Origin of the sequence: Brevundimonas sp. NPDC046655, assembly GCF_044901625.1 — a bacterium.
Lineage (GTDB): Bacteria > Pseudomonadota > Alphaproteobacteria > Caulobacterales > Caulobacteraceae > Brevundimonas.
Genome location: NZ_JBJDPV010000001.1, coordinates 1,292,925 through 1,318,428, shown reverse-complemented (window position 1 = coordinate 1,318,428; position 25,504 = coordinate 1,292,925). Strand labels below are relative to the sequence as shown.

The 25,504-nt window shown below is 66.9% G+C and carries 24 protein-coding genes; 14 read left to right on the top strand and 10 right to left on the bottom strand.

From position 1 onward, the window contains the following. Window positions 1-60: 60 nt before the first annotated feature. The 6 genes from ACI2KI_RS06505 to ACI2KI_RS06480 all read right to left on the bottom strand — a co-directional run bounded on the left by ACI2KI_RS06505 (window position 61) and on the right by ACI2KI_RS06480 (window position 7,746). Window positions 61-2,256, bottom strand: coding sequence for a TonB-dependent receptor (locus tag ACI2KI_RS06505; RefSeq protein ID WP_404618530.1), 2,196 nt, complete (start codon window positions 2,254-2,256; stop codon window positions 61-63). A 291-nt stretch (window positions 2,257-2,547) separates the two neighbouring features. Continuing rightward, on the bottom strand, window positions 2,548-3,117 hold the full coding sequence (locus ACI2KI_RS06500) for a cupin domain-containing protein (protein WP_292082099.1): 570 nt from the start codon (window positions 3,115-3,117) through the stop codon (window positions 2,548-2,550). 5 nt (window positions 3,118-3,122) lie between these two features. Continuing rightward, the gene (locus tag ACI2KI_RS06495) at window positions 3,123-4,409 is read right to left on the bottom strand and encodes an acetylornithine deacetylase/succinyl-diaminopimelate desuccinylase family protein (protein WP_404618527.1); all 1,287 of its coding nucleotides are present in this window, start codon (window positions 4,407-4,409) and stop codon (window positions 3,123-3,125) included. 10 nt (window positions 4,410-4,419) lie between these two features. Then, a complete protein-coding gene (gene leuB / locus ACI2KI_RS06490; protein WP_404618944.1) occupies window positions 4,420-5,517 on the bottom strand; it encodes a 3-isopropylmalate dehydrogenase in 1,098 nt (365 codons plus the stop codon). 4 nt (window positions 5,518-5,521) lie between these two features. Then, window positions 5,522-6,286: a glucose 1-dehydrogenase gene (locus ACI2KI_RS06485; RefSeq protein WP_404618525.1), complete on the bottom strand. Its 765-nt coding sequence runs from the start codon at window positions 6,284-6,286 to the stop codon at window positions 5,522-5,524. Window positions 6,287-6,300: 14 nt separating this feature from the next. Beyond that, window positions 6,301-7,746: an aldehyde dehydrogenase family protein gene (locus ACI2KI_RS06480; RefSeq protein ID WP_404618523.1), complete on the bottom strand. Its 1,446-nt coding sequence runs from the start codon at window positions 7,744-7,746 to the stop codon at window positions 6,301-6,303. Between ACI2KI_RS06480 and ACI2KI_RS06475 the strand changes: the two genes are divergently transcribed. From ACI2KI_RS06475 to ACI2KI_RS06465, 3 genes are all read left to right on the top strand, one after another. Next, window positions 7,702-7,977, top strand: a complete 276-nt coding sequence (locus ACI2KI_RS06475; RefSeq protein ID WP_404618521.1) for a hypothetical protein — start codon at window positions 7,702-7,704, stop codon at window positions 7,975-7,977. The genes ACI2KI_RS06480 and ACI2KI_RS06475 overlap by 45 nt on opposite strands. Continuing rightward, complete coding sequence (locus ACI2KI_RS06470) at window positions 7,977-8,108, top strand: hypothetical protein (RefSeq protein WP_292082107.1); 132 nt, start codon at window positions 7,977-7,979, stop codon at window positions 8,106-8,108. Before ACI2KI_RS06475 ends, ACI2KI_RS06470 begins: the two co-directional genes overlap by 1 nt. 244 nt (window positions 8,109-8,352) lie before the next feature. Beyond that, complete coding sequence (locus tag ACI2KI_RS06465; RefSeq protein WP_178825358.1) at window positions 8,353-9,543, top strand: site-specific integrase; 1,191 nt, start codon at window positions 8,353-8,355, stop codon at window positions 9,541-9,543. 143 nt (window positions 9,544-9,686) lie between these two features. Here ACI2KI_RS06465 and ACI2KI_RS06460 read toward each other — a convergent pair whose 3' ends face one another. After that, window positions 9,687-10,076, bottom strand: a complete 390-nt coding sequence (locus ACI2KI_RS06460) for a MerR family transcriptional regulator (RefSeq protein ID WP_218650304.1) — start codon at window positions 10,074-10,076, stop codon at window positions 9,687-9,689. Between the two features lie 76 nt (window positions 10,077-10,152). Here ACI2KI_RS06460 and ACI2KI_RS06455 point away from each other — a divergent pair, with 76 nt between their 5' ends. Together ACI2KI_RS06455 and ACI2KI_RS06450 are read left to right on the top strand one after the other, a co-directional pair. Next, entirely contained in the window at window positions 10,153-10,539 is a 387-nt protein-coding gene (locus ACI2KI_RS06455; protein WP_178825354.1) for an MFS transporter permease, read from the top strand. Next, window positions 10,536-10,754, top strand: a complete 219-nt coding sequence (locus ACI2KI_RS06450) for a GDCCVxC domain-containing (seleno)protein (RefSeq protein WP_313104773.1) — start codon at window positions 10,536-10,538, stop codon at window positions 10,752-10,754. The genes ACI2KI_RS06455 and ACI2KI_RS06450 overlap by 4 nt, the downstream gene beginning before the upstream one ends. Before the next feature lie 237 nt (window positions 10,755-10,991). On the opposite strand, the gene ACI2KI_RS06445 is transcribed toward ACI2KI_RS06450, so the two are convergent. Beyond that, window positions 10,992-11,414, bottom strand: coding sequence for a helix-turn-helix domain-containing protein (locus ACI2KI_RS06445; RefSeq protein ID WP_313104770.1), 423 nt, complete (start codon window positions 11,412-11,414; stop codon window positions 10,992-10,994). A 67-nt stretch (window positions 11,415-11,481) separates the two neighbouring features. Here ACI2KI_RS06445 and ACI2KI_RS06440 point away from each other — a divergent pair, with 67 nt between their 5' ends. The 7 genes from ACI2KI_RS06440 (at window position 11,482) to ACI2KI_RS06410 (ending at window position 20,924) form a co-directional block, all read left to right on the top strand. Next, window positions 11,482-13,614: a heavy metal translocating P-type ATPase gene (locus ACI2KI_RS06440; protein WP_313104768.1), complete on the top strand. Its 2,133-nt coding sequence runs from the start codon at window positions 11,482-11,484 to the stop codon at window positions 13,612-13,614. 111 nt (window positions 13,615-13,725) lie between these two features. Continuing rightward, window positions 13,726-14,082 (top strand): hypothetical protein, encoded by a 357-nt coding sequence (locus ACI2KI_RS06435; protein WP_207826189.1) that lies wholly within the window; start codon window positions 13,726-13,728, stop codon window positions 14,080-14,082. Between the two features lie 53 nt (window positions 14,083-14,135). Beyond that, on the top strand, window positions 14,136-15,389 hold the full coding sequence (locus ACI2KI_RS06430) for a TolC family protein (RefSeq protein ID WP_178826574.1): 1,254 nt from the start codon (window positions 14,136-14,138) through the stop codon (window positions 15,387-15,389). Continuing rightward, window positions 15,386-16,567, top strand: a complete 1,182-nt coding sequence (locus tag ACI2KI_RS06425; RefSeq protein ID WP_225910410.1) for an efflux RND transporter periplasmic adaptor subunit — start codon at window positions 15,386-15,388, stop codon at window positions 16,565-16,567. Before ACI2KI_RS06430 ends, ACI2KI_RS06425 begins: the two co-directional genes overlap by 4 nt. A 12-nt stretch (window positions 16,568-16,579) precedes the next feature. Then, window positions 16,580-19,801, top strand: coding sequence for an efflux RND transporter permease subunit (locus ACI2KI_RS06420; RefSeq protein WP_404618516.1), 3,222 nt, complete (start codon window positions 16,580-16,582; stop codon window positions 19,799-19,801). 113 nt (window positions 19,802-19,914) lie between these two features. Beyond that, the gene (locus ACI2KI_RS06415) at window positions 19,915-20,514 is read left to right on the top strand and encodes an isoprenylcysteine carboxylmethyltransferase family protein (protein ID WP_313472686.1); all 600 of its coding nucleotides are present in this window, start codon (window positions 19,915-19,917) and stop codon (window positions 20,512-20,514) included. Between the two features lie 50 nt (window positions 20,515-20,564). Then, window positions 20,565-20,924 carry a hypothetical protein gene (locus ACI2KI_RS06410; RefSeq protein ID WP_404618514.1) on the top strand — a complete coding sequence of 120 codons (360 nt, stop codon included), beginning with the start codon at window positions 20,565-20,567 and terminating at the stop codon, window positions 20,922-20,924. Window positions 20,925-21,022: 98 nt separating this feature from the next. Here ACI2KI_RS06410 and ACI2KI_RS06405 read toward each other — a convergent pair whose 3' ends face one another. Both ACI2KI_RS06405 and ACI2KI_RS06400 read right to left on the bottom strand, forming a co-directional pair. After that, window positions 21,023-21,832 (bottom strand): universal stress protein, encoded by an 810-nt coding sequence (locus ACI2KI_RS06405; RefSeq protein WP_404618512.1) that lies wholly within the window; start codon window positions 21,830-21,832, stop codon window positions 21,023-21,025. Next, complete coding sequence (locus ACI2KI_RS06400; RefSeq protein ID WP_404618510.1) at window positions 21,829-23,871, bottom strand: heavy metal translocating P-type ATPase; 2,043 nt, start codon at window positions 23,869-23,871, stop codon at window positions 21,829-21,831. The genes ACI2KI_RS06405 and ACI2KI_RS06400 overlap by 4 nt, the downstream gene beginning before the upstream one ends. Here ACI2KI_RS06400 and ACI2KI_RS06395 point away from each other — a divergent pair. Then, on the top strand, window positions 23,791-24,270 hold the full coding sequence (locus ACI2KI_RS06395) for a hypothetical protein (protein ID WP_404618967.1): 480 nt from the start codon (window positions 23,791-23,793) through the stop codon (window positions 24,268-24,270). The two genes, ACI2KI_RS06400 and ACI2KI_RS06395, sit on opposite strands and share 81 nt — an antisense overlap. 282 nt (window positions 24,271-24,552) lie before the next feature. Continuing rightward, window positions 24,553-25,458: a cation diffusion facilitator family transporter gene (locus ACI2KI_RS06390; protein ID WP_184270874.1), complete on the top strand. Its 906-nt coding sequence runs from the start codon at window positions 24,553-24,555 to the stop codon at window positions 25,456-25,458. Window positions 25,459-25,504 lie beyond the last annotated feature (46 nt).

The following is a 25,504-nucleotide window of genomic DNA, read 5'->3' as shown; positions in this document are numbered from 1 at the left end:
CGCCCCGATCAGGGGGCGGGCTGGAAGGCGTACGGACACCTTCCAGCCCGGCGGCGATCCTCAATACTGCAAGCTGAGGCGTGCGCCGATCGTGCGCGGCCGACCCGGCTGGGCGATGTCGGCGCTGGTGAAGAAGTTGCGCGTCAGGTCGTATTCCTGATCGAACAGATTACGCGCCCAGAAGGTGACGGACCAGTTGGCGCTCTCTGGGCCGACCGTCACGCTGGCGTTGGCCAGCCAGTAGTCCGGCACGTCGTACTTGACGCCCAGCCACGACGGGTACTCGTCACGGTAGCTGTAATTGGCCTCGGCGGTGACGGCGAAGCCGCTGACCATCCAGTCGTAGCTGATCGAACCGGCGTAGCTCCAGGCGGGGAAGAGAATCGGGTCGCCCGCCTTGTCTTCAAAGATGGCCATGTTGGCGGCACGCGACGCGGGGACGTCGAGGGCTTCGTATTCGTCGTACTCGCCCTTCTTGTAGCTGAGCGACTGGCTGATCCGCAGGCCCTGGATAGGCTTGAGCACCGCCTCCAGTTCAGCCCCCCAGATGTGGGACGAGGGCACGTTGGTGAAGCGGCCGACGGGCCCGTTGGCGCCCCAGACCGCCGACAGAACCTGCTGGTCGGTGTAGTCGTAGTAGTAGGCGGCGCCATTGAGCTGAACGGCGCGCGAGGGATCGGCCTTGAAGCCGACTTCGTAGGCCCAGAGGATTTCCGGGTTGAAGGGCTCGATGCCGCTGCGATTGCCGGTGTTGTAGGTGGTGAAGCCGCCCGACTTGGCCCCGCGGCTGGCCGAACCGTAGATCAGGATGTTGTCGGCGGGCGTGAACTCCAGCGCCGCCTTGCCGGTGAGCGGCGTCATCTTGGTGTCGACCGTGGTCGGGGGCAGGGCGGTGGCGCCGCCGAAGGCCGAGCCGAAGCCTTGAAGCTCGCGCGTTTCTTCCTCGTAGCGCAGGCCGACGATGGCCTTCCAGCGCTCGGCGAAGGCGTATTCCGCCTGACCGAACAGGCTCCAGGATTCGACCGACTGGTCATAGGTGACCTGGGCGTAGGTGCCGTAGATGTCGATGAAGTCCGAGAAGTAGCGCTCGTTCAGGTCCTGCTTGGAATAATAGAAGCCGGCCACCCAGGTCAGGGCGCTGTCGTTGTCCGAGGCCAGGCGCAGTTCCTGCGAGAGGACGTCCACATCGCTGCCGAAGAAGGTGTCGGCCTCGACCGAGGCGCTGGAATCCCAGTCGCCGTATTCGCTGCGGTCCAGGGTCTCGTAGCTGGTGATGCTGGTCAGGTTCATGCCCTTGAGCGCCAGGTTGGCGTTCAGCGACGTGCCCCAGGACGAGTTGTCGCGACCCGGCTTGTCCGTGACGTCGCGGCCGATCGAGGCTGCGAAGCGCGGCGACAGGCCCCAGCCGGTCTTGGAGTGATCCTTGTCCGCGAGAATGGTCGGGCCGGTTCCGCCGCGCGTGCGCAGGTCGCTGAGCAGGTAGAGGCCCTGGTTCTCGGACTTGTCGACGCCGCCATGGACGTCGAGCAGCAGGGACAGGCTTTCGCTCGGATCCCAGGCCAGCAGGGCGCGGGCGCCGGTGCGGTCGGCGTCGCCGAGCGATTCGCCGGTCGTGCGGTTGCGCTGCCAGGCGCCGCCCTGTTCGGTCGAGACCGCCAGACGGCCGCGCAGGCCGCCCGCCAGCGGGCCCGAGACATGGCCCTCGGCGCGGAACAGGTCGTGGCTGCCCCATTCGGTCATCAGGCCGGCCGACAACTCCTCGGTCGGGCGCTTGGTGACGAAGCTGATGGCGCCGCCCGTAGTGTTGCGGCCGTAGAGGGTGCCTTGCGGCCCGCGCAGGACCTCGACCCGGTCGATGTCGAAGATCAGGCCCTGGGTCATGACCGGGACCGGATAGGCGACCTCGTTCACATAGACGCCGACGGTGGGCGAGTTGTTCGAGGCATAGTCCTGGAAGCCGACGCCGCGCATCCGGAACTGGGCTGCGCCGCCGCCGAAGGCCGGTTCGACCTCGAGGTTGGGCGTGGCGTTCTGAAGCTGGTTGACGTTGGTGATGCCCTGCTGGACCAGGCTTTCGCCGCTGAGGACGCTCAGGGCGATGCCGACGTCCTGGGCCGCCTGCTCGCGGCGCTGGGCGGTGACAATGACTTCGTCGATCGTGGTGGCTCGGTCAGGCGGCGCCTGCTGGGCCATGGCGGTGGTGGAACACAGGGCTGCGAGCGCCCCGACGGATACGCTGACCAAAAGACGATTCATCGCCTCATCCCTCCCATGACGCCGCGCGGACCTTTCTTCAGCGGTCTCGTTGCGGCCGAGGCGGAACGACGGTTCCGCCACCCGTAATCTATCCTCGGCCTCGGGGCGTTGTGCAATGCAGCAAGCCCTGCCTGTCCCTTGGCCGCCTCCCGGTGTCACTCCACTGTCACGCACGAAGTAGCTGGCGAAACGACAAGATCGACAAGCCTGTTTCTTCAGGAGGCCAATGGGCTGAGAAGATGGGTAATTTTATTTTTCTCGCTCAGTATTCTGAGCAAGTGCAACGCGGGGTCAGAAGGTCGGCGGGGTGCAGGCGCTGATGACGACGCAGGGGACGTCGCCGACATTGCGGAAGCGGTGGGGCAGGGTGCTGGGGAAGAGGTAGCCGTCGCCGGCTTTCAGCACCCGCGACTGGCCGTCCACGGTGACTTCCAGACGGCCGGAAATGATCAGCCCGCCCTCTTCGCCCTCGTGAGAGAGCATGACGCGGCCGCTGTCCGAGCCGGGCTGATAGGTCTCGTGCAGGATCTGCAGGCTGCTGTCCTGACCCGAGCCGAGCTGGCGATAGGAGACCTCGCCGCGCGAGATGTCGGTCAGTTCGTCGTGGCGATAGAAGTGCTTGGTCGGGGTCTCGAACTCGGAGCTGAAGAACTCGCCGAGCGACACGCCGGCGGCGTCCAGCAGCCGTTTCAGCGAGCCGACCGAGGGGCTGGTGCGGCCGCTCTCGACCAGGCTGACGGTGCTGGACGGCACCCCGGCCTTACGCGCCAGCGCCCGCTGCGACAGGCCCAGCCGGTCCCGAAGCGCCCGCAGGCGCGGGCCGATGATGTTGTCGCCGTCGTCGCCGTCGCCACGCGCCATGTCGCTCATCCTCGCTTGCGGGTCAGAAGGTCATAGGCCGCGCGGGCCATGACCTTGGCCGAGTTGGTCATGTCCTCGATGCCGACCCATTCGTCGGGCTGGTGCGCCAGGTCGAGCACGCCGGGTCCATAGGCGATGCAGTCCTTCAGCTTGCCGATCCGGTCGACGTGCTTCTGGTCATAGGTGCCGGGCGAGCAGACGAACTGGGCCTTGCGTCCCAGCACGGTCTCGATGGCGGCGGCGGTGGTGCTGGCGACGGGACCGTCGCGGTCGGCCATGCTGGGCGCCACCTGGAAGAGGTCGCGCATTTCGTAGCGGAAGCCGTGGCGCTGGGCCGCCAGGCCGTCGAGGATGGCCTTCACCTCGCCCTTCACGTCCTCCAGCGTCTCCTCGATCAGGAAGCGACGGTCGATGATCATGCGGCTGGAATCGGCGACGCAGGGCGCGGGCAGGCCGTCGAAGCCCTCGGCCTGACCGCCGTGGATGGAGTTGATGTTCATGGTCGACTGACGGGCGCCCTCGGGCACGACCGGCATGTCGGAATGGCGGGCGGCCATGGCAGGGTAGAGCTTGGATTCAAACTCTTCCATCACCGCGCCCATGTGGCGGATGGCCGAGTCGCCCAGGAAGGGCATGGAGCCATGGGCGATGCGGCCCTTGGTCTCGATCTCGGCCCACCAGACCCCGCGGTGGCCGATACAGACCCGGTCCACGTTCAGCGGCTCGGGGATGATGACGTGGTTGACGCGCGGCTCGGAGAACCAGCCGCGTTCGGCCAGATAGGCGACGCCGCCGTAGCCGCCCGATTCCTCGTCCACCGTGCCGGAGATCTCCAGCGCGCCGGGCAGCGGCAGGCCGGAATCGATCAGGGCCTCGACCGCGATGATGGAGGCGGCCAGGCCGCCCTTCATGTCGCAGGCACCCCGGCCATAGACACGGCCGTCCTTCACCTCGCCGCCGAACGGATCGACGGTCCAGCCGGAGCCGACCTCGACCACGTCGATGTGGCTGTTGAAGTGGACGCAAGGACCCGGTTCAGACCCGGTCCAGCGGGCGATGACATTGGTGCGCGGATACTGGTCGCTGTCGCCCGGCGAGCCTTCGCCGCGCACATACTCGACGGTGAAGCCGCGCTTCTTCAGTCGCTCGCCGATGTATTCGGCGCAGGGGCGATAGGCCTCGCCCGGTGGGTTGACGGTGGGAAAGCGGATCAGGTCCTGGGTCAGGGCGACCAGTTCGTCGGTGCGGCCGTCGATCAGGTCCATGACGGTCTGCAAGGTGGGGGCGCTCATTGGTCGATCCTCACGCGAACTGGGCGTCCAGCGCGGCCAGAACCGCGTCGGTCATCTGAAGGGTGGAGACGGGGGCGACGCCGGCTTCCGCGATGTCGGGGGTGCGGACGCCGCTGGACACGACCTGACGCACGGCGCGCTCCAGCTTGTCCGCCAGGTCCGCCCGATCGAAGGACCAGCGCAAGCACAGGGCGAAGGACAGGATGGCGGCGATGGGATTGGCGACGCCCTGGCCCGCGATGTCAGGGGCCGAGCCGTGGATCGGCTCGTACAGGCCCCGGCTGCGCCCGCCTTGTCCAAGCCCGGACAGGGAGGCCGAGGGCAGCAGGCCCAGCGAACCCGTCAGGGCCGCCGCCGCGTCGGACAGGATGTCGCCGAACAGGTTGTCGGTGACGATGACGTCGAACTGGTCAGGCCGCCGGACCAGCTGCATGGCGCAGTTGTCGGCGTACATGTGCGACAGCTCGACGTCGGGATAGTCGGCGGCGACCTCGGTCGCCACGGCGCGCCACAGGGCGCCGGTTTCCATGACATTGGCCTTGTCCACCGAGCAGAGGCGGCGCTGGCGGGTGCGGGCCAGCTCAAACGCAGTGCGGCAGACGCGGGCGATCTCGGCCTCGGTATAGGCCTGGGTGTCGTAGGCGCGGCGCTGGCCGTCGGGGGCGATCTCATTGGCGCGCGGCAGGCTGAAATAGACCCCCGCCGTCGCCTCGCGCACGATCAGGATGTCGAGGCCCCGGATCAGCTCGGGCTTCAGCGCCGAGGCGTCCAGCAACTCGTCGAAGCAGACGGCGGGGCGCAGGTTGGCGTAGAGGTCCAGCGCCTGACGCAGGCGCAGTATGCCCATCTCGGGCCGCTGGGCGCGGGGCAGGTGGTCCCACTTCGGCCCGCCGACGGCGCCGAACAGGACGGCGTCGGAGACCAGGGCCTGATCCACCACATCCTCGGCGACGGGGGCGCCGACGGCGTCGATGCTGGCGCCGCCCGCCAGGCCCTCGCTCAGCTCAATTCGCAGCCCGGCGTTCCGGGCCCAGTCGACGACGCGCAGGGTCTCGCGGATGATCTCGGGTCCGATGCCGTCGCCGGGCAGGACCAGAAGCTTGAACAGGCGGTCAGATGCAGCGGCCACCGTCGACCTCCAGCGCCACGCCCGTGATCATCGAGGCGTCGTCCGAACAGAGGAAGGCGGCGGCGGCGCCCATGTCCTCGGGCGTCGAGAAACGGCCGATGGGGATGGAGGCCAGGAACCTGGCCCGCACTTCGGGCGTGTCCGCGCCCATGAAGGTCTTCAGCAGGGGGGTGTCGCCCGCCACCGGGTTCAGCGCGTTCACCCGCAGCTGGAAGGGCGCCAGCTCGACCGCCATGGCCCGCGTCGCCGTGATGACCCAGCCCTTGGAGGCGTTGTACCAGGTCAGGTTCGGCCGGGGGCTGACCCCGCCGGTCGAGGCGATATTGAGGATGGCGCCGCACCCCTGGGCCTTCATCGCCGGAACGAAGGCTTTCGACATCAGATAGATGGCGCGCATGTTGACGCTGGCGATGCGGTCGAAGGCTTCATCCGACAGTTCGTCCAGCGGCTGGGGCGTGTGGCCGACCCCGGCATTGTTGACCACGATGTCGACCCCGCCCAGCAGGCGGTTGGCGGTCTCGGCCAGGGCGGTGACGTCGGCGTTGCTGGATACATCCACCTGCACGCCCAGTGCTTCGTCGCCCAGTTCAGCGGCCAGGGCGCGAGCGGCGTCCCCGTTCAGGTCGGCGACGATGACGCGGGCGCCTTCCTCGGCGAAGCGGCGCGCGATTCCGGCGCCGAAGCCGGAGGCTCCGCCCGTGACGATCGCTCGCTTGCCCTCCAGCCGCTTCGATCTGTTCCCCTCCAAGACGCTACTCCCTGCTATCCGTGATGAGCCGCGACGGTCTTCAGGGTGGTGAAGGCGTAGAGCGCCTCGAACCCCTTCTCGCGACCGTGGCCCGATTTTCCGACGCCGCCGAAGGGCAGTTCGACCCCGCCCGCTGCGCCGTAGTTGTTGATGAAGACCTGTCCGGCCCGCAGCCGTTTCGCCAGCCGCATCTGCCGCCCGCCGTCGGCGGTCCAGACGCCCGCGACGAGGCCGTAGTCGGTGCCGTTGGCGATGGCGACCGCCTCGTCTTCCGTCTCGAACGGGATGACGACGACGGCGGGGCCGAAGATTTCCTGCTGCGCCAGCGGGTGGTCGGGCGCGACGTTTGCGAACAGAGTGGGCGCGACATAGGCGCCGCCCTCGGGCAGGTCGGCCAGGGTCGCCTGCGCCACGATCAGGCCGTCGGCGCGGCCCTTTTCGATGAAGCTGTCGACCATGGCCTGCTGCTTCTTCGACACCAGCGGGCCGACATCGCGGTCGTCCATTGCGGGGCCGACGGTCAGGGCGTCGAAGCGCTTGGCCATGCGGCGCACGACTTCATCATAGACGCCGCGCTGGACCAGGACGCGCGACCCGGCCGAGCAGGTCTGGCCTGCGTTCTGGACGCCCGCGTTGACGAGGAAGGGCAGGGCCTTGTCCAGATCGGCGTCGTCGAAGACCAACTGGGGCGACTTGCCGCCCAGCTCCAGCGTCACGGGCACGGCGTTGAGGGCCGCCGCCTGCTGGATGGCCACGCCCACCCCGGTCGAGCCGGTGAAGGACAGGTGGTTGATCCCCGGATGGGCGGCCAGCGCCGCGCCCGCTTCTGCGCCCGTGCCGGTCACGACGTTCAGCGCGCCTGCAGGCAGACCACAGTCGGCGGCCACATGGGCGAAGGCGAGGGCGGTCAGAGAGGCTTGCTCGGCAGGCTTCAGCACTACGGCGTTGCCGACGCACAGGGCGGCCACGACCGAGCGGCCGATGATCTGCATCGGGTAGTTCCACGGGATGATGTGGCCCGTCACGCCGTGCGGCTCGCGCAGGGTGTAGACGGTGTAGCCGTCCTGGAAGGGAATGGTCTCGCCGTGCAGCTTGTCTGCCGCGCCTGCGTAGAACTCGAGGTAGCGGGCCAGGGCGATCACGTCGTTGCGGGCCTGCTTCAGCGGCTTGCCGACGTCCAGCGCCTCAAGCTCGGCCAGCAGGTCGATGCGGGCTTCGACCTCGCGCCCGATGCGGGCCAGGATGCGGCCGCGTTCAACCGCCGTCATGCGGCCCCAGTTTCCGTTGAAGGCGGCGCGGGCGGCCTCGACGGCGGCGTCCACGTCCTCTGATCGGCCTGCGGCCAGCGTTCCCAGGGATTCGCCGTTCGAAGGATTTTCGATCGGCAGAACGCCGCCGCCGACCGGCGCGCGCCAATGGCCGCCGATGAAGACCTGATCGGTAGGAAAGGGCGCGACCATCAAGCTCTGCTCATCTTCATCGCTCGCCGCCGCGAACGTTCGAAAGCCAGTGGGCCTGATTATGGATTATGCAACAAGCCCTTTTTGATCTGGTTGCAAGTGCCTGATTTTGCGTTCGACGTGATCGGAATTCTGATCGAAATGCGCACAGGTGATCATCATCGAGCGGATCGACGACGGCGCCGGTTGAGGGGCTCGACGCTGCGCGACGGCAAAGCTAGGCTTTCTTGATGAAGCCTTCGTCGCTGCAGGAAGTCCTGCTCATCGTCATCCTGGTCATAGGCGCTATCGGCGCCGTGCTGTCCGCCCTGGCGGTGCTCGTGGCGTTCGGCGTCAGCCTCTATGCGGCCATCGTCGGCTGACAGGGGCATGGCGATCGCAGGGACGCTGCCCCGAAGGGCGACTGCTTTGATCAAAGGCCGGTGGCGGAGAGGGTGTCGGATTCCGGGCCTTTTCAGCCCTATTCACCGTTGTTCAGAGGTAGGTTGAACCCAGGTGTGGCTTGAGTTTGGTCGCTTCAGGACGTTGCATATTGTTGCACTCAAGCGCAGATTTTTTGATGGGTGAGTTGATGGGTTTTATGATGGGTTGTTGGATGGGTGGAAAATGCCCCGGAAAGCAGATGAATTAGGACCATTGGCGGTGTCGCGGCTAAGCGAACCTGGCCTGCATTTTGTTGGCGGGGTAGCGGGGCTAGCCCTGCAAGTGCTGTCAAGCGGCGGGCGAAGCTGGATCTTGCGCGCAACCATGGGCAAGCGGAGGAGAGACCTGGGTCTCGGGGGCTATCCCGATGTGACGCTGGCGCGAGCGCGAGAGGCCGCCCGCGACGCGCGGGAGCAGATCCGGCGCGGTATTGATCCAGTCGAAGCAGGTCGTGAGGCGCGCCGAGCGGTGAGAACGCCCGCCGTCGTTGCGATCTCGTTCCGCAAGGCCGCAGAGGCCTATATGGCGGCGCATGAGGCTAGCTGGAAGAATCCCAAACACAGGGCGCAGTGGGCGGCCACGCTTGAAACCTATGTCTATCCGGTGATCGGCGACCTGGGCGTGGAGGAAGTCGCTCTTCCTCATGTGATGCGAATTCTGGAGCCCATCTGGACGATCAAGACCGAGACCGCGAGCCGCCTTCGCGGGCGTGTGGAAATGGTGCTCGATTGGGCCGCGGCGCGCGAATACCGATCTGGTCCCAACCCCGCACGTTGGCGGGGGCATCTGGACAAACTCCTCGCCAAGCCATCCCGGGTCGCGAAGGTTGTTCACCACAAGGCCTTGGGCATCGACCAAATGCCTGCCTTCATGGCCAGGCTTGCTGAAGAAAAAGGGACAGGCGCGCGGGCGCTTGAGTTCACCATTCTCACCGCAGCGCGCTCGGGCGAAGTGCGGGGCGCCAGATGGTCCGAGATCGATCTTCCGGCCGCCCTGTGGGTCGTGCCGGGTGAGCGGATGAAGGCGGGGCGGCCGCATCGTGTGCCGCTTTCGTCAGGCGCGCTCGCGCTTCTCGCTGCGACGCGCCGGAATCCGGACATTGATCTGGTCTTCGCCAATATCGATGGCGAGGCGCTCTCGAACATGACCCTTGCTTCCGTGCTTCGCCGCATGAAGGTCGAGGCCGTGCCGCACGGCTTCCGGTCGACGTTCAGGGATTGGGTGTCGGAGAAGACCGCGCATCCTCAAGAAGCTGCCGAGATGGCGTTGGCGCACACAGTGAGCAGCAAGGTTGAGGCGGCCTATCGTCGTGGAGACATGATGGCGAAGCGATTTCGGCTGATGGAGGACTGGGCGGAGTTCTGCCTGGGTTAGCCCTGCGGCTAGCCTTCGCGCCTGTGTTTCCTTGTGGTTGTTCAGGTATCAATCGCAGTCGCCTGGGAACTGCCTGGACCCTGAATGAGGGGTGAGGGGGCGATGATCCACCCGGCTCCGGACGGCCTCGATGAGGGGGCGATCTAGCTTGAGCCGAGCTCTTCGATGACAGGACACCGGATTTGCCTGCCGTCGCCACAGTCGGCGACGGTCTGCCTCAACAGAGCTTGAAGCCGGAGCAGGTCGGCGATCTTGGCTTCGATGCTTACAAGGTGGTCCTGAGCCATGTCGCGCACTTCGCTGCAGGATTGGACCGTCGGCTCGCTTAGAGCGATCAGCCGCCGAATGGCGTCTATGCCGAACCCGAGTTCGCGTGATCGGCGGATGAATCTCAGTCGCTGGGCGTGTTCAGGCTCGTAACACCGATGTCCGCCGGGGGTTCGGGCCGGCGCAGGCATCAGTCCGATACGTTCATAGTAGCGCACGGTCTCCAGGTTCACCCCGGCGCTGAGCGCGAGGCGCCCGATGGTCAAATTCTGTCTCGACACGCTCTTGATCCCGTAGTGGCTACGGGTTGTAGCCTGTATCAGAAGTCAGACAGGATAGCCCATGGCGACCGACCCAAACCGCACCCGCATTCCAGAAGTCGCCGTCAGCGCCTCAGCGGCGGTCGGCGGGTTCGCTTCCCTTCTTGCATGGGCGGCCTGCTGCGTCCTGCCGTTGGTGCTGTCGATTGCAGGCGTATCCTTCGCGGGCGTCACCGTGTTCGCCGGCGCGCGCCATTGGTTGACCCCGATCGCCGCCGTGGTTCTGGCCGCCGGGTGGCTGCTGCACTGGCGCCGCTCTCGGATGTGCCGACGCGATACGGCCTGCGGACGACCTTCACCGCTGGCCTTCTGGCTGCTTGTCATCGCCACGCTGCTGATCGTGCTTTCTCTCGCCTGGGAGCCCTTTGTCGAGCCCTGGCTCCTGCCTCAACTGGCGGCCGTCAAATGAAGGCGCCCGTCCTGCTCCAGTCCACGCTGACCTGTCCGCATTGCGGCCATGTCGCGACCGAGACCATGCCCACCGACGCCTGCATCTGGTTCTACGACTGCCTCGGCTGCGGCGTGAAGCTGAAGCCCTTGCCCGGCGATTGCTGCGTCTTCTGTTCCTATGCCGACGTGCCCTGTCCGCCGATCCAGGAGGATGGCAAGGGCTGCTGGGGCTAGCGATAGTACGCATCTGGACCGAAGCCCCGCGTCGCCAAACCTGGTGAACGCGGGCGTTCCGTTTCTTCGTTGATCGCCAGTTTGCCTTTGGCGTTGAGCCGGCCTGAACGCGACGGCGGGCAGGTCATTGGCCGCGTCGATCGGCACGCCCGACGCCTTCACTCGGAATATCGGGCCACCAGTTGACTGGCATGGGCACGGGTCAAGGCGGTTGTCTTGGACGGTAGCAAACAGAGCCTAGTGTCTGTCGTGCAAGCATCCGCTATGGTCACCTAGGACCTCAATCACGCGGCAGTTTGCAGCCGAATCCTGGGCGCATTCCGTCATGCGCGCGACCTCGGTCCGCAAAGCGGTGAGCCGCGCGATCTTGTGGTCGATATCGGCGAGGTGGGACCGGGCGATGCTGTCGGCTGATAGACAGGGGCGGCTCGGGTCTCCTGCCAGCGCCAGAAGTTCACGGATCGGTTCGATCTCGAAGCCGAGTTCGCGCGCGTGTCGAATGAACCGCAGGCGTCGCAGATCATCGGCATCATAGAGGCGCCGGTTTCCTTCCGAGCGAGGCGGCGCCGGCAGGAGCTGAATCTGTTCATAGTAGCGGATCGTCGGCGCCTTGATCCCGCTCGCTTTGGACGCCTGGCCTATCGTCACGCCCTGGCTCATTTTATCGCTTGCTCCTCTAGTCGCTAGAGGAAGTAGCGTCGCCCGGCGTTCGAAACAAGGAGCTCTCATGCCGCCGGAAACTCTGGAAACCCGATATCGCGTGACCGGAATGGATTGCGCAGGCTGCGGCTCCAAGGTCGATACGGCGGTCCGGAAACTGCCGGGCGTCACAGATGTCGCGGTGGCCGTCTCTTCAGGCCTGCTGAAGGTCACACACGACGCCGATTTCGCAGGTGAGGGCGTGCTTCGCCAGATCCGCAATCTGGGCTACGGCGTGGAGGTCCTCATTCCGCTGGAACCTTCGGCGGGTTCGGAGATCACCTCATCGAGGCTGAAGGGCCCCTGGTGGTGGACCCGAAAGGCCAAGCTGACGGCGGCCTGCGGCGTCGCCCTGATCGCAGCCTATGTCTTGGGCTACCTGTTCCCCGCCGTCGAACGCGAGGCCTTTCTGGTCGCCCTGGCGGTCGGTCTTGTCCCGGTCGGCTGGCGTGCGATCACCGCCGCCCGGTTCGGGTCGCCGTTCTCGATCGAGATGCTGATGACGATCGCTGCGGTCGGGGCCGTGTTCATCGGGGCTCAGGAAGAGGCGGCGGTCGTCGTCCTTCTCTTCCTGGTCGGTGAAATGCTGGAGGGCGTCGCTGCAGGCCGTGCTCGCAAGAGCATCCAGGGGTTGACCGACCTGGTCCCCAAGACCGCCCTTGTCGAGGTCAATGGTCAGGTCAGCGAAGTTCCGGCTGAAGGCCTGGCGGTCGGCGTTGTCATCCTGGTGAGGCCCGGCGACCGCGTACCGGCGGATGGGGACATCGTTGAAGGCGAAGGCGAAATCGATGAAGCCCCGGTGACGGGGGAGAGCGTTCCCAAGCGGAAAATGGTCGGCGACCCTGTCTACGCCGGGACCATCAATGTAGGCGGCGTCCTGCGCGTCAGGGTCACCGCGGCCGCCGCCGACAACACCATTGCGCGGGTCGTGCGTCTGGTGGAGGAGGCGCAGGAATCCAAGTCGCCGACCGAGCGTTTCATCGACCGCTTCTCGAAGATCTATACGCCCCTGGTTCTCGTCGTCGGCGCCCTGGTCGCGACCGTGCCGCCGCTCGTGTTCGGGGCAGGGTGGGGCGAATGGATTTACAAGGGCCTGGCGATCCTGCTGATCGGCTGTCCCTGTTCCCTGGTGATCTCGACGCCGGCGGCCATCGCTGCAGGTTTGTCCGCCGGCGCACGGCGGGGGCTGCTGATGAAGGGCGGGGCCGTGCTCGAAACCCTCGGCAAGATCACCGCCGTCGCCTTCGACAAGACGGGAACGCTGACGTCCGGCAAGCCGCTGGTGACCGACATCGTGGCCGGCGCACGTCCGGAAGCCGAGATGCTCGCGCTGGCGGCGGCGCTGGAAACCGGATCGAGCCACCCCCTGGCCGTGGCCATACTCAATCGCGCCAAGGCCGAGGGCGTGTCCATCCTGCCCGCTTCGGCGGCCCGGGCGATCGCGGGGGAGGGCGTGGAAGGGACCGTGGGGGGCGAAGAGGTCTTCCTGGGCTCGCCTCAGGCCGCCGCGCGGCGGACTTTGCTCTCTGCGTCTCAGGATGAGGCGGTCGCGCGCTTCAATGCGCAGGGCAAGACCGTTTCGGTCGTCGTGATCGACGGCCGGGTCGTGGGCTTCCTGGCCATAAGGGACGAGGCGCGGTCCGACGCAGCGGCGGGCTTGGCTCGTCTGAAGGCCATGGGGGTTCGCTCTGTCATGCTGACGGGGGACAACCAGCGCACCGCCGAGGCGGTCGCCAGCGGCCTCGGCGTCGAAGCGCGCGCGGAACTGCTGCCGCAGGACAAGCAGAGGATCGTCAAGGAACTCCAGGCCCAAGGTCTTGTCGTCGCCAAGGTCGGCGACGGCATCAATGACGCGCCAGCACTCGCCGCCGCCGACATCGGCATCGCCATGGGCGGCGGCGCCGACGTGGCTCTTGAGACGGCTGACGCGGCGGTGCTGCACGGTCGGGTCCAGGACATTCCCGACATGATCGTCCTGTCGAACGGGGTGATGGGCAACATCCGTCAGAACATCACCATCTCCCTGGGCCTGAAGGCCGTCTTCCTGGTCACGACCTTGATCGGCGTCACCGGTCTGTGGCCGGCTATCCTCGCCGATACCGGGGCGACCGTGCTGGTGACCGCCAACGCCATGCGTTTGCTGCGATGGAAGCCGAGGTGACCCGCGACGTTTCACGTCCGTCGACGATCGGTCCTGAAACAAGGCTGGGCTTGCGGCGTTTGATGCCTCGTTCTCGTTTGCCGCTCGCCTGCGTTGTGCTAGGAAGTGATCATGTTTGAATGGTCGAACAGGACACTTCTGGCGGGGGCGCTTCTTGCGCTCATCATCGTCGTGTTCGGTTTCCTGCCGGCCGCGGAGGCGGCGACCTGCGCGCCGGAAGCCCAGGCTGATGCCGCGGCCTCATCCTTTTCGGCCTCGCCCGAGCAGAACCAGGAACAGGGCAAGGGCGGCGACCTAAAACACGGCGGCTGCGCCCATGGTCACTGTCACCACGGCTCAACCGGCATACAGCCTTTGTCGATCGCTGTTCCGGCCAAGCTGGACAAGACTGGCGGCCCCAAGGCGCCGAAGTGCGACCAGATGGCGTCCCGAACGCCGGCCGGCCCGGACCGCCCACCCAGAGTCTGACTCGAATGCCGCGCCTTCGTGCGCCCATCCGTCAGAAATCTGGGAAATGAACCATGTCTTCCTCACATCGTCGGTCGCCGCTCCTGGCGGCCGGCTGCGCCGTGGTCGCCGTAGCGACAGCGGCCGCTGCACCTGCCTGGGCTGATCCTGCGCCAAGCTATGAAACCCTGCTCGGACGCATCGGCCAGACGCCGGTCAACGTCGAGGCCGGCGCCTTGCTCGACGCCGCCGAGGCGCGCGTTCGTCAGGCGCGCGTGCGCCCCAATCCTCAACTCGGCCTGAGCGTCGACGGCGTCCTGGGGAGCGGTCCCTATGACGGCTACAGCAATGCCGAGACCAGCCTGGCTGTGACCCAGGACCTTGAACTCTGGGGGCGTCGCAGCGCCAGGGTGGAGGTCGCGCGCGGGGAAGCCGGCGCAGCCGCTCTTCGCCGCGATCTCGCCGGCGTAGACGCTGCGGGTCGGCTGGCGCTGGTTTACGCCGAGGCCGAGGCGGCTGATCGTCGATTTCAACTGGCCAAGGAGGCCTTGACCATCACCCTGGCCGACGCTCGCGCCGCCCTGTTGCTGGTGGAAGAGGGGCGAGAACCCCTGTTGCGCGGCATTCAGGCGGAAACCGAGGCGGCCTCGGCGCGTGCTTCGCAAGACGAGGCCGGCGCTGAACGCGAGGCCGCTTTCGCGCGGTTGACGGCGACGGCGATGTTGCCGACGGCCGTCACCTCCATCGACGCAGGCGTTCTGGATCGCACGCCATCGGCGTCGGAGCCCTCCGGATCGATTTCGCCCGTCGTGCGCGTGGCGGAAGCGGAGCGCGACACGGCCGAACGGCGTATCCGGGTGGAGCGGATCAATGCTCGTCCCAACGTCAGCGCTTCGGTCGGGGTGAGGCGCTACGAAGCCGAAGACGCCACCGCATTGACGTTCGGCGTCAGCATGCCCCTGCCGCTGTTCGATCGAAATCGGGGCAATATCCAGGCGGCCCAGGCTGAGTTCCGGGCGGCGGAAGCCCGTCTCGACGGCGCTCGCCTCGAAGAAGCCGCCGATCGAAGCGCGGCTCTGGCGCGCCTCAACGCCTCCGTCAGTCGCGTGGGAGCGACGGACGCCGGCGTGACCTCGGCCGAGGAGGCCTATCGCCTTTCTCGGCTGGGTTTCGAAGCCGGACGCATCTCCCAGCTTGAACTGCGCGCATCCCGCGCCGCCCTGATCTCCGCCCGCACCGCCGCCGTTGACGCCCGCCTCGCGCGCGTCCGTGCGGAAATCGACCTCGCGCGCCTGCAAGGCCGCATCCCGTTTGGAGCCGCCCTGTGAACACCCTGATCAAGACCAGAAAGACCTGGCTGATGGCCGGCGCCGCCGTTGCGGTCATCGTCATCGGCGGCGCGGCCTTCCTCATGACCCGCGACGGGCCTGCGCCCTCGCCGGCGGTTGAGGCGCCCGCAGAAGCCGGCCATGAAGGCGAAGCCGCGGGCGAAGCGGAGGAGGGCGTTATCAACCTGACCCCTGCGCAGATCGAAGCTTCAGGCATCACTGTTATGGCGGTCGGGCGCGGTGGAGGCGGGGAGACCCGCCTTGCCGGCCGTGTTGAACCCATGATCGATGCGCGCGCCGCCGTGGCCGCTTCAGTGGGCGGCCGGGTCGAGCGGGTTCTGGTGGCGCCGGGCCAGTCGGTACGCGCCGGCCAGGCCCTGGCGGTGCTGGTCAGCGGCGACGCCGCCACCTTCCGCGCCGACGCCGACGCCGCCGCTGCGGCGGCTGACGCGGCGCGGCGCGCCTATCAGAGGAACGACAGCCTGGCGTCCCAGGGCGTGGTGGCGCGCCAGGAGGTCGAAACCTCGCGCGCCCAATCGCTCAGCGCCGACGCCGCGGCCCGGGCCGCGCGCGCCCGCGCCTCTGCTGCAGGCGGGCCCAATGCCTCGGGGCGGATCAGCGTCTCCAGCCCGATCTCGGGCGTGGTGACTTCGGTTCTGGTCGGTCCGGGCGGGTTCGCGCCTCAGGGCGGCGTGGTCGCCGAGGTCACCAACCCGGCGCGTGTGGAACTGGTGTTCAATGCGCCGCCGGCCCTGGCCGCCCAGGTTCGGGCGGGATCGTCGTTGCGTGTTCAAGGTCCTGCCGGTGAATTCGATGCGATCGTCACGGGCGTAGCCGCGGGCGGCGCCGGCGAGAGCGGTGCGACGGTCATTCGCGCCCGGCCGGCCGGCGGAGCCTTGCCGCCGGCCGGTTCGCCGGTCAGCGGCGCCCTGGTGACGGGCGGCGAAGCCGACGGCGTGACCGTTCCTACCGAGGCCGTCCAGACGGTCGATGGCGGTACTGTCGTCTTCGTCCAGGTTGAAGGCGGCTTCCGCGCCGTTCCGGTCATGGTCGGCCGCCAGGCCGGCGGCCGGACGGAGATCGTGCGGGGCCTGACCGGCGCCGAACGCATCGCCGGGGCCAAGGCCTTCCTGCTCAAGGCGGAGCTCGCCAAGGGCGAAGCCGAGCACGGCCACTAGGAGCGACGGAATATGTTTAAAGCTCTTATCGAAGCGTCCGTCCGTTTTCGCTGGTTCGTCGTCCTGGCCGTGGCGCTCGTCGCCGCGCTTGGCCTGTTCGAACTGACCAAACTGCCGATCGACGCCGTTCCCGACATCACCAATCGACAGGTCCAGATCACGACCGTCGCCCCGGCGCTGGCGCCCGAGCAGATCGAACGCCAGGTCACCTATCCGCTTGAGACGGCCATGGCCGGCATTCCGGGACTGCAGAGCACCCGCTCCCTGTCCCGCAACGGCTTCAGCCAGATCACCGTCGTCTTCACCGACCAGACCGACATCTATTTCGCCCGCCAGCAGGTGGCCGAGCGGATGCGGCAGGCGTCGGAGAAGCTGCCCGAAGGCGTCGAGCCCAATCTGTCGGCCATCACGACCGGCCTGGGCGAGGTGCTGATGTGGACGGTCGACTATGTCCCCTTCAGCCCCAAGACCACGGTCGCCAACGGCAAGCCCGGCTGGCAGGCCGACGGATCCTATCTGACGCCGGAAGGCGAGCGGCTGACCACGCCGCAGCAGCGCGCCACCTATCTGCGCACGGTTCAGGACTGGATCATCGCCCCGCAGATGCGCACGGCGCCCGGCCTGGCCGGGGTCGACGTCAACGGCGGCTATGTAAAGGAATATGCCGTCCGGCCTGACGCCGCCGCCCTGACCCGCTACGGCCTGGGCATGAATGATCTGGTGCAGGCGCTGGACCGGGCCAACACCCAGGCGGGCGCCGGCTATGTCCAGCGGGCAGGCGAGGCCCTGGTGGTCCGCACCGACGCCCTGGCCACGACGGTCGAGGACCTGGCCCAGGCGCCGGTCGTCAATCGCGGCGGTCTGGTGGTTCGTGTCGCCGATGTGGCGACGGTCGAGATCGGCCAGGCGCCGCGCCTCGGCGGGGCCAGCCGCGACGGGCATGAGGCGGTGCTGGGCACCGCCCTGATGCTGGCCGGCGAGAACAGCCGAACCGTGGCTCAGGCCGCGGCCGAGCGGCTGGAACAGGTGGCGGCCACCTTGCCGCCCAGCGTGGTCGCCGCGCCGGTGCTGAACCGCAGCGATCTGGTCAACTCGACCATTTCGACCGTGGCGCGCAACCTGATCGAAGGCGCCCTGTTCGTCATCGTCGTCCTGTTCCTGCTGCTCGGAAACTTCCGGGCGGCGGCGATCACGGCCCTGATGATCCCGCTGTCTTTCCTGTTCGCCGTCATTGGCATGAACCGGTTCGGCATCAGCGGAAACCTGATGAGCCTGGGCGCGCTCGACTTCGGCCTGATGGTCGACGGCGGCGTGGTGGTGATCGAAAACACCCTGCTGATGCTGACCCAGCGGCGGGGCGAACTGGGGCGGATGCTGACCCGTCACGAACGTCTCGGCGTGGCCATGCAGGCGGCGCGCCAGATGGTCAAACCGGCCGCCTTCGGCCAGCTGATCATCCTCCTGGTCTTCACGCCGCTGCTGATGCTGGAAGGGGTGGAGGGCAAGACCTTCGTGCCCATGGGGGCGACGGTCATGCTGGCCCTGGTCGGCGCCTTCATCTTCTCCTTCACCTTCGTGCCGGCGATGACGGCTCTCCTGGTGAGGGATCCCAAGACCGTCCATCTGGGACCGGACGGCAAGGCCGAGGAGCATGAGACCCGCATCCTGCGATTTGCTCGTCGGTGGATCCAGCCGGCCATCGGCGCGGCCGTCGCTCGTCCCAAGGTGGTCCTGATCGCCGCCCTGGCGATGCTGGGCGTGGGGGCCGTCTCCTTCATGAGCCTGGGCCGGGAGTTCATCCCGACCCTGGACGAGGGCGATATCGCCATGCAGTCGCTGCGCGTGCCTTCCGCCTCTTTGGAGCAATCCCTGGCCATGCAGATGGCCCTTGAACGCGCCATCAAGGCTCAGCCCGAGGTGGAGACCATGTTCTCCAGGACGGGCACGGCCGAGGCCGCTGTCGACCCCATGCCCGCCAACATCTCGGACGCGGTCATCATCCTCAAGGATCGCAAGGACTGGCCGAATCCCAAGCTGTCGAAGGAAGACCTGATCGCCCGGATTGAAGATGTCGCCAGCCAGCAGATCGGCAACAGCTTCGAGTTCAGCCAGCCGATCGAACTACGCTTCAACGAACTGATCTCGGGCGTCCGCACCGACCTCGCGGTCATGGTCTATGGCGACGATTTCGACACCTTGCAGAAGACGGCTGATGCGGTGGCCGCCAAGCTGCGGGCCACGCCCGGCGCGGCCGACGTGCGGGTGGAGCAGGCGTCCGGCCTGCCGACCCTGACCATCAGCGTCGATCGGTTCGCGGCGGCCAACTACGGGCTGTCGGCGGCCGACGTCTCGGAGGCGGTCTCGGCCGCCGTCGGGGGCGCCGAGGCGGGTCGTATCTTCGAGGGCGACCGTCGCTTCGATGTCGTCGTGCGTCTGCCGGATGACGCGCGAAACGATCCGGCGACCCTCGCCGCCCTGCCCATCGTCTCGAGCACGGGGGTGATCGTGCCCCTGTCGTCGGTCGCGCGTATCGAGACGGCTGAAGGACCGAACCAGATCAGCCGTGAGAACGGCAGCCGACGCATGGTGGTCCAGGCCAATGTGCGCGGTCGCGATCTCGGCGGCTTCGTGACCGACGCCCAGGCGGCGGTGGCCGACATCGCCCTTCCGGTCGGCTATCGCCTCGACTGGGGTGGACAGTTCGAGAACCTGAAACGGGCCGAACAGCGCCTGGGTCTGGTGATCCCGATCGTCTTCATCCTGATCGGCGTCCTGCTGTTCATGGCGCTGGGATCGTTTGCGGAGGCCGGCCTGGTCTTTGCCTGCGTGCCTCTGGCCCTGGTCGGCGGGGCGCTGGCGCTGTTGCTCAGGGGGATGCCCTTCTCGGTGTCGGCGGCGGTTGGCTTCATCGCCGTGTCGGGCGTTGCGACCCTGAACGGACTGGTGCTGATGCAGGCGATCCGGGAGCGGCTGCAGGCCGGACTTGAGCCTGTCGCGGCCGCCATCGAAGGGGCGTCCAGTCGCCTGCGAGCGGTGCTGACCACGGCCCTGGTGGCCATCGTCGGCTTCATTCCCATGGCGCTGGCGCACGGGGCGGGGGCCGAGGTGCAGAAGCCGCTGGCCACTGTGGTCATCGGCGGTCTGCTGACGGCGACGGTCCTGACGCTCCTGGTCCTGCCGACCTTTGCAGCAAAGGCGGTCAAGCATCGTAAATCGGAGGGGATCGAGGACTGAGCCCCCTCGCACCAACGGACCGTGGGCAGCGACGACCGCCGCCCACGGTTCGCCTTCCGAAGCCTGCGGCCCCAATTCAGAGCCGTCACCGGCTCTCATCTGAAAGTCTCCCAATGGTCGATATCCAACGCGTCCAGTTGTGGCGCAAATACATCCTCGCTGCGGGCCTAGCGGTCATGTTGGCGTGGACGGCCACGGTTCAGGCCGTCCCCTATCTGGAGCACCCTGTCGAACACCTCGGCCTCGTCAGCATCCTGGCCTGCATTCTGGGGCGCGCCTGGTGTTCGCTCTATATCGGCGGTCGCAAGAAGCAGGAGATCGTCGACGTCGGTCCCTATTCCATCAGTCGCAATCCGCTTTACGTGTTCAGTTTTTTCGGTGCATTCGGAGTCGGCGCGCAAACAGGCAGCCTTGTCGTCGCCGTCGTTTTCGCTGTGGCGGCCTATGGGGTCTTCCGTGTCGTGGTCGGCCGCGAGGAAGCCTTTCTGGTTCAGGCCTTCGGGCCACCCTATGAGGCCTACGTCTCCAGCACCCCGCGTTTCCTGCCGAATTTGTCGCTATGGCGGGACGCCGACGTGCTTTCCATCCGGCCCGTCTTCTTCTTGCGAACGGTCCGGGACGGTCTGGTCTTTCTACTCGCCGTGCCGGTGTTCGAGTCCCTGGAGCTGCTGCAACGCGCCGGCGGGTTCACCTCCCTGTTTCAACTGCCCTGAGCGGAGCCTGGAGATGAGCGAAATGGCGATGCGGACGTGGAGGATGTCTCATGCCCAAGCGTCGGCGTAAGGCCCGACGACCGGCCGTTCGGCGGAGCGCGGAGCGACGCGTTCATCCGGCGGTCGGCATAGGCCTTCTTCTGTTTGCCGTGACGGGAGCGGGGATCGGCGGCTTCCTGTTCTCGTTCATCTGGCTCGGACTCTATCGTCTGCCGCTGCACCTCGGCTTTCCGGCGGCTCTTGTCGGGCTCGGCGCCATCTATGCCGTGATCGGAAAGCGCGATCGCCACATGTTGATAGGTCTCGGCCTGCTGTTCCTCGTCTTGGTTGGGGGAACCGCGGCGCTATACGTCTCAAGAGACGAAGTGCAGCTCGGGCATATCGATCGTTCGACCATGTCTATGAACTGAAGCAGGGCGGCGCGCCGGCCGGACCCGTCCTTCCTGGCGACGGCGAGAGCCGGTGCGTCTCCCTGATGCAGGGAGCGCCCCGGCGTTGTGGAACCGTCCTAGTGCGACATCAGCCACGACAGTTCGACGTCGGTCTGAAGGCCGCTTGTCATGCCGCCCCACACACGTTGCGCCAAGGGTCCGCGACCGAAGGCCCCGGTGACGATCAGGTCGGCGCCGAGACGGCGAGCTTCGCCGAGAAGGTCTTCAGCGCCCGTGGAGCCAACTGACGCCGGGATAGGGTTGACGGCGGCTGTCACGTCGTGCCGCTTCAGATGAGCCGCGACGGCTTCGAGCTGACCCTGTTCGACCTCGTCCCCGACGCCGATCACGGTCACGACTTGAGCGCGCTGGAGCAGCGGCAGGGCGTCGTGCAAGGCGCGCCTCGCCTGAGGCGCATCCTTCCAGCCGATGACCGCATTGGAAAAGCCGCGGCCCTTGGCCGCCTGCCCGAAACGCAGGACGGGGCCGCCGCCGTGGATGGCGAGTTCGCCTGCGTTGGGAAGCAGGCAGGCGACCGGCGGCGCCGAGGAGGTGACGAGCAGATCGGCAGTGAGCAGGTGATCGCACAAGGAGCGGGCGGGCTCCGCCACGCCGGAAATCCATTCGGCGGTTTTCGCATCGGAGCCGAAGACCTGAAGAAAAGCGCCGTGGGCGGCAGCGAGGGCGGCCTCCATTCTTCGCGTGTCCTCGAGGACCGAGAGGGGGTTGCTCGCCAGAGCCGTCCTGAGCGCCGACGTGCGGGGCCAGGCGAAGCAGGCCGCTTTCACTCGAGCGTCGAACCCCGCGGCCAGATCGCGAGCATATTCCAGGGTCTGGACGAGATCGTCCCTCGGCGTCGCATCAACGATGATGTCGCGGTAGATCATGGCGGTTCTCCCGTCCTGTCCCTGTATGCCAGCAATCGCAGGGCGTTGAACACGACCAAAAGGGTGGACCCCTCGTGCATGGCGACGGCGGGGCCGATGCCGAGGCCGAATATCGTCGCGGGGACGAGGATCGCCACGACCCCCAGGCTGGCGAAGACGTTCTGCAGGATGATCGTCCGGGTTCGACGACTGAGACCGACAGCGAAGGGGAGGTGGGCCAAATCGTCGGCCATCAGGGCGACGTCAGCGGTTTCCAGCGCCACATCCGAACCCGCGGCGCCCATGGCTATGCCCACAGTGGCGTTGGCCATGGCCGGAGCGTCATTGACGCCGTCGCCGACCATGGCGACCTTGGCCTCAGCTCGGAGCCTGTGGATCGCCTCGACCTTGTCTTCGGGCATCAGATCGCCCCAGGCCTCGTCGAGCCCGACCTCGCGCGCCACCGCGTCGGCGACCTTCTGATGGTCGCCCGAGATCATGATCATGCGGCGAATGCCCAATTTTCGGAGCTGCGCGAGCGCGATACTGGCGGCCTCGCGCGGCGTGTCCATCAGGCCGATGGCGCCCAGGTCCCGGTCCCCCTGCCGAACGACCATGGTGGTCCTGCCATTGTCCCGCAGGGCCGCGATCGCTTCCTGCATCGGGCGGGACAGGGGGGCGACGCCCTCTGAGCCGAACAGTTCGGCCTTGCCGATCAGGATCGTCTGGCCGTCTACCTGGGCGGAGACGCCGCGTCCCGTCAAACTGTCGAGGTCGGAAGCGAGAGGCAAGGCGGTCTCACCGAGCCGCTCGCGACCATCACGCGCGATGGCCCGAGCCAAGGGGTGGTCGCTCAGACTCTCGACTGCGACCGCTATCGACAGCAAGGCGGTTTCCGTCACGCCGGGGGCGGGGACGACATCAGTGATGCGGGGGCGCCCCTCGGTCAGGGTGCCCGTCTTGTCGAAGGCGATGGCCGAAAGCGATCCCAGGTTTTCGAGTGGGCCGCCCCCCTTGACCAGGACGCCGCCGCGGGCCGCCCGCGCCACCCCCGAAAGCACCGCGCTGGGCGTGGCGATGGCCAGTGCGCAAGGGCTAGCGGCGACCAGGACCGCCATCGCGCGATAGAAGCTGTCGCGGAAGGGTTCGTCCACCACCACCCCGGCGAACAGGAGAAGGGTCGCCAGGGCCAATACAGAAGGCACGAAGATGCGTTCGAACTTCTCGGTGAAGCGTTGGGTCGGCGACTTCTGCGTTTCCGCCTCGCTGACCATCCGCACGACCTTGGCGAGGGCGCTGTCTGTCGAGCGTCGGGTCACTTCGATCTCGATGGCCCCGCTGCCGTTGATGGATCCGGCGAAGACGCGATGGGCGGCGTCCACCGCATCGGGGGTGCGGCGGGCTTCGGCCTCGTCATCGACCGGACGCTTGTCCGCCGGAATGCTCTCGCCGGTGACGGGAGCCTGGTTGATGCTGCTGACACCCTTCAGGACAAAACCGTCGGCCGGGAGGCGCGCATCGGGTTTCACGACGACCACGTCGCCAACCGCCAGCTCCTCGACCGGCGTCTCCACCAGTTCGCCGTTCTTCCGAACCAGCGCGGTGCGCGGCGCGAGCTCCGCCAAGGCCTCGATAGCGTGCCTGGCTCGCCCCATGGCGTAGTGCTCCAGCGCATGGCCCAGGCTGAACAGGAACAACAGCAAGGCGCCTTCGGCCCAGGCGCCCAGCGCGGCGGCTCCGGCGGCCGCCACCAGCATCAGGGTGTCGATCTCGAACCGCTTAAGCCGGAGGTTTTCGATCGCCTCCCGAAGGGTGAATACGCCGCCGAAGACATAGGCGCCCAGATAGAAGGCCAAAGGAACCCACGAGGGCAGGGCGAGCAGTTTTTCGATGGCGAACCCGACAATCAACAAGGCGCCGCAGACAAGAGCGAAGATGAGTTCCGCGCCGCCGCCATGGGCGTGGGCAGGCTCTGCGCCATGTTTCGGTTGGCCCGACCCGTGGCCGTGATCGCGACGTTCGACCGACTCCGCAGGGGGCGCCGCCGGTTTGGCTCTCATTCCGAGAGCCCTGTCCAGCTCCTCGCGGAGCGCGGGTTCGCCTATGATCGTGCGATCGTACTCGACACGGACTGTTCCTCCAGCGCCGACTTCAGCTTCCAGGACGCCCGGGGCGGCCCTAAGTCGTGCGCCGATCGTCCGTGCCTGGCGCTCATATCGACTGTCGATCCGCCACACGGCGTGGCCGTATCGCTGGGAGATGTCGGCGCCGGCCGCTGCAGCGAGTTCGCGAATCCGGGCCATAGACAGGAGGTCGGGATCAAAGTGAATGCACAGCTGCGCGGCCGCTTCATCGCTCATTGCGACGACGTGGACGTCGTCGACGCCCTCTCTTCCACGGATATCAGAGAGCAATCGGGCGACACAGGCGTCGGCCACGTCGGGGACGTCCGGCAATAGCAGCGGAATGTCGAGTCGGAGCTTTTCAGTCATTCTCGATCTCTGGCTCAGCGTGACGTGAAGTTGCGTTGATCCAGATCACACCCATGCAGTCGGCGCCGTCAACGCATAGTCGCCGTTTCCACGGCGACTTGGGACGAATACCGATTCCAAGCGGCGCAGGGGCAGGGTCTGGCGCTCCTGTTCTCGTCGTTTCGATCGATCAGGACTGTTGCGGGGCGAAGCATGTTCGCCAATGATCGATCAGGCCAGACATCGACGGCGCCCACCAGGAAGAGCTTCATGGCCCAAGGTCATTCTCACGGCGCCGACGCCAGCAGCAAGCGCCTGATATGGGCGCTCGCCCTGACGTCCAGCTTCCTGATCGCCGAAGTCGTCGGGGCCGTGGTGTTCAAAAGTCTGGCCCTGCTGTCGGACGCGGCGCACATGTTCACCGATGTCGCTGCGCTGGCGATCGCGCTGGCGGCGATCAAGATAGGCGAGCGTCCGGCCGACGCTGTGCGGACCTTTGGCTATCGCCGGTTCGAAATCCTCGCCGCCGCCTTCAACGCCGTCCTGCTGTTCGTGGTGGCCGGCTACGTCCTCTATGAAGGAGTTCTGCGCCTGTTTTCGCCGGAACCCGTTGGCTCCGTCGGGATGCTTGTCGTCGCCTCCCTGGGCCTGGTCGTGAACCTCGTGTCGATGCGGCTTCTGGCCTCTGGGGCGAACGCCAGCCTGAACGTGAAAGGGGCCTATCTGGAGGTTTGGGCCGACATGCTGGGCTCCGTCGGGGTGATCGGCGGCGCCGTCCTCATCATGCTGACGGGCTGGACCTGGGTCGATCCGGTTGTCGCGATCGGCATCGGCCTTTGGGTGTTGCCGCGGACCTGGATGCTGTTGAAGAACACCACCCATATCCTCCTTGAAGGCGTGCCCAAGGGCCTGTCTCTGGAGGCGGTGCGCGCGACGATCGCGGCCGTGCCGGGTGTGGCTGAAGTCCACGACCTGCACCTATGGGGCGTCAGCAGCGATGATGTGAACGGCTCGGTCCATCTGGTCGTTGCCGAAGGCCAGGCCGCTGAACAGGTGCGTCGGGCGGTGCTGGCGCAGATGAACGACGTTCACGGCATCGACCACGCCACCGTTCAAATTGAAACCGGCGACGGCGACGGGGCTGGCGTCGGTCACGGGTCTGTCGCTCACCAATAGAGCTTCTCCCACCTGCCCGATGAGGGCCAGGCAACGCGGCGACTGT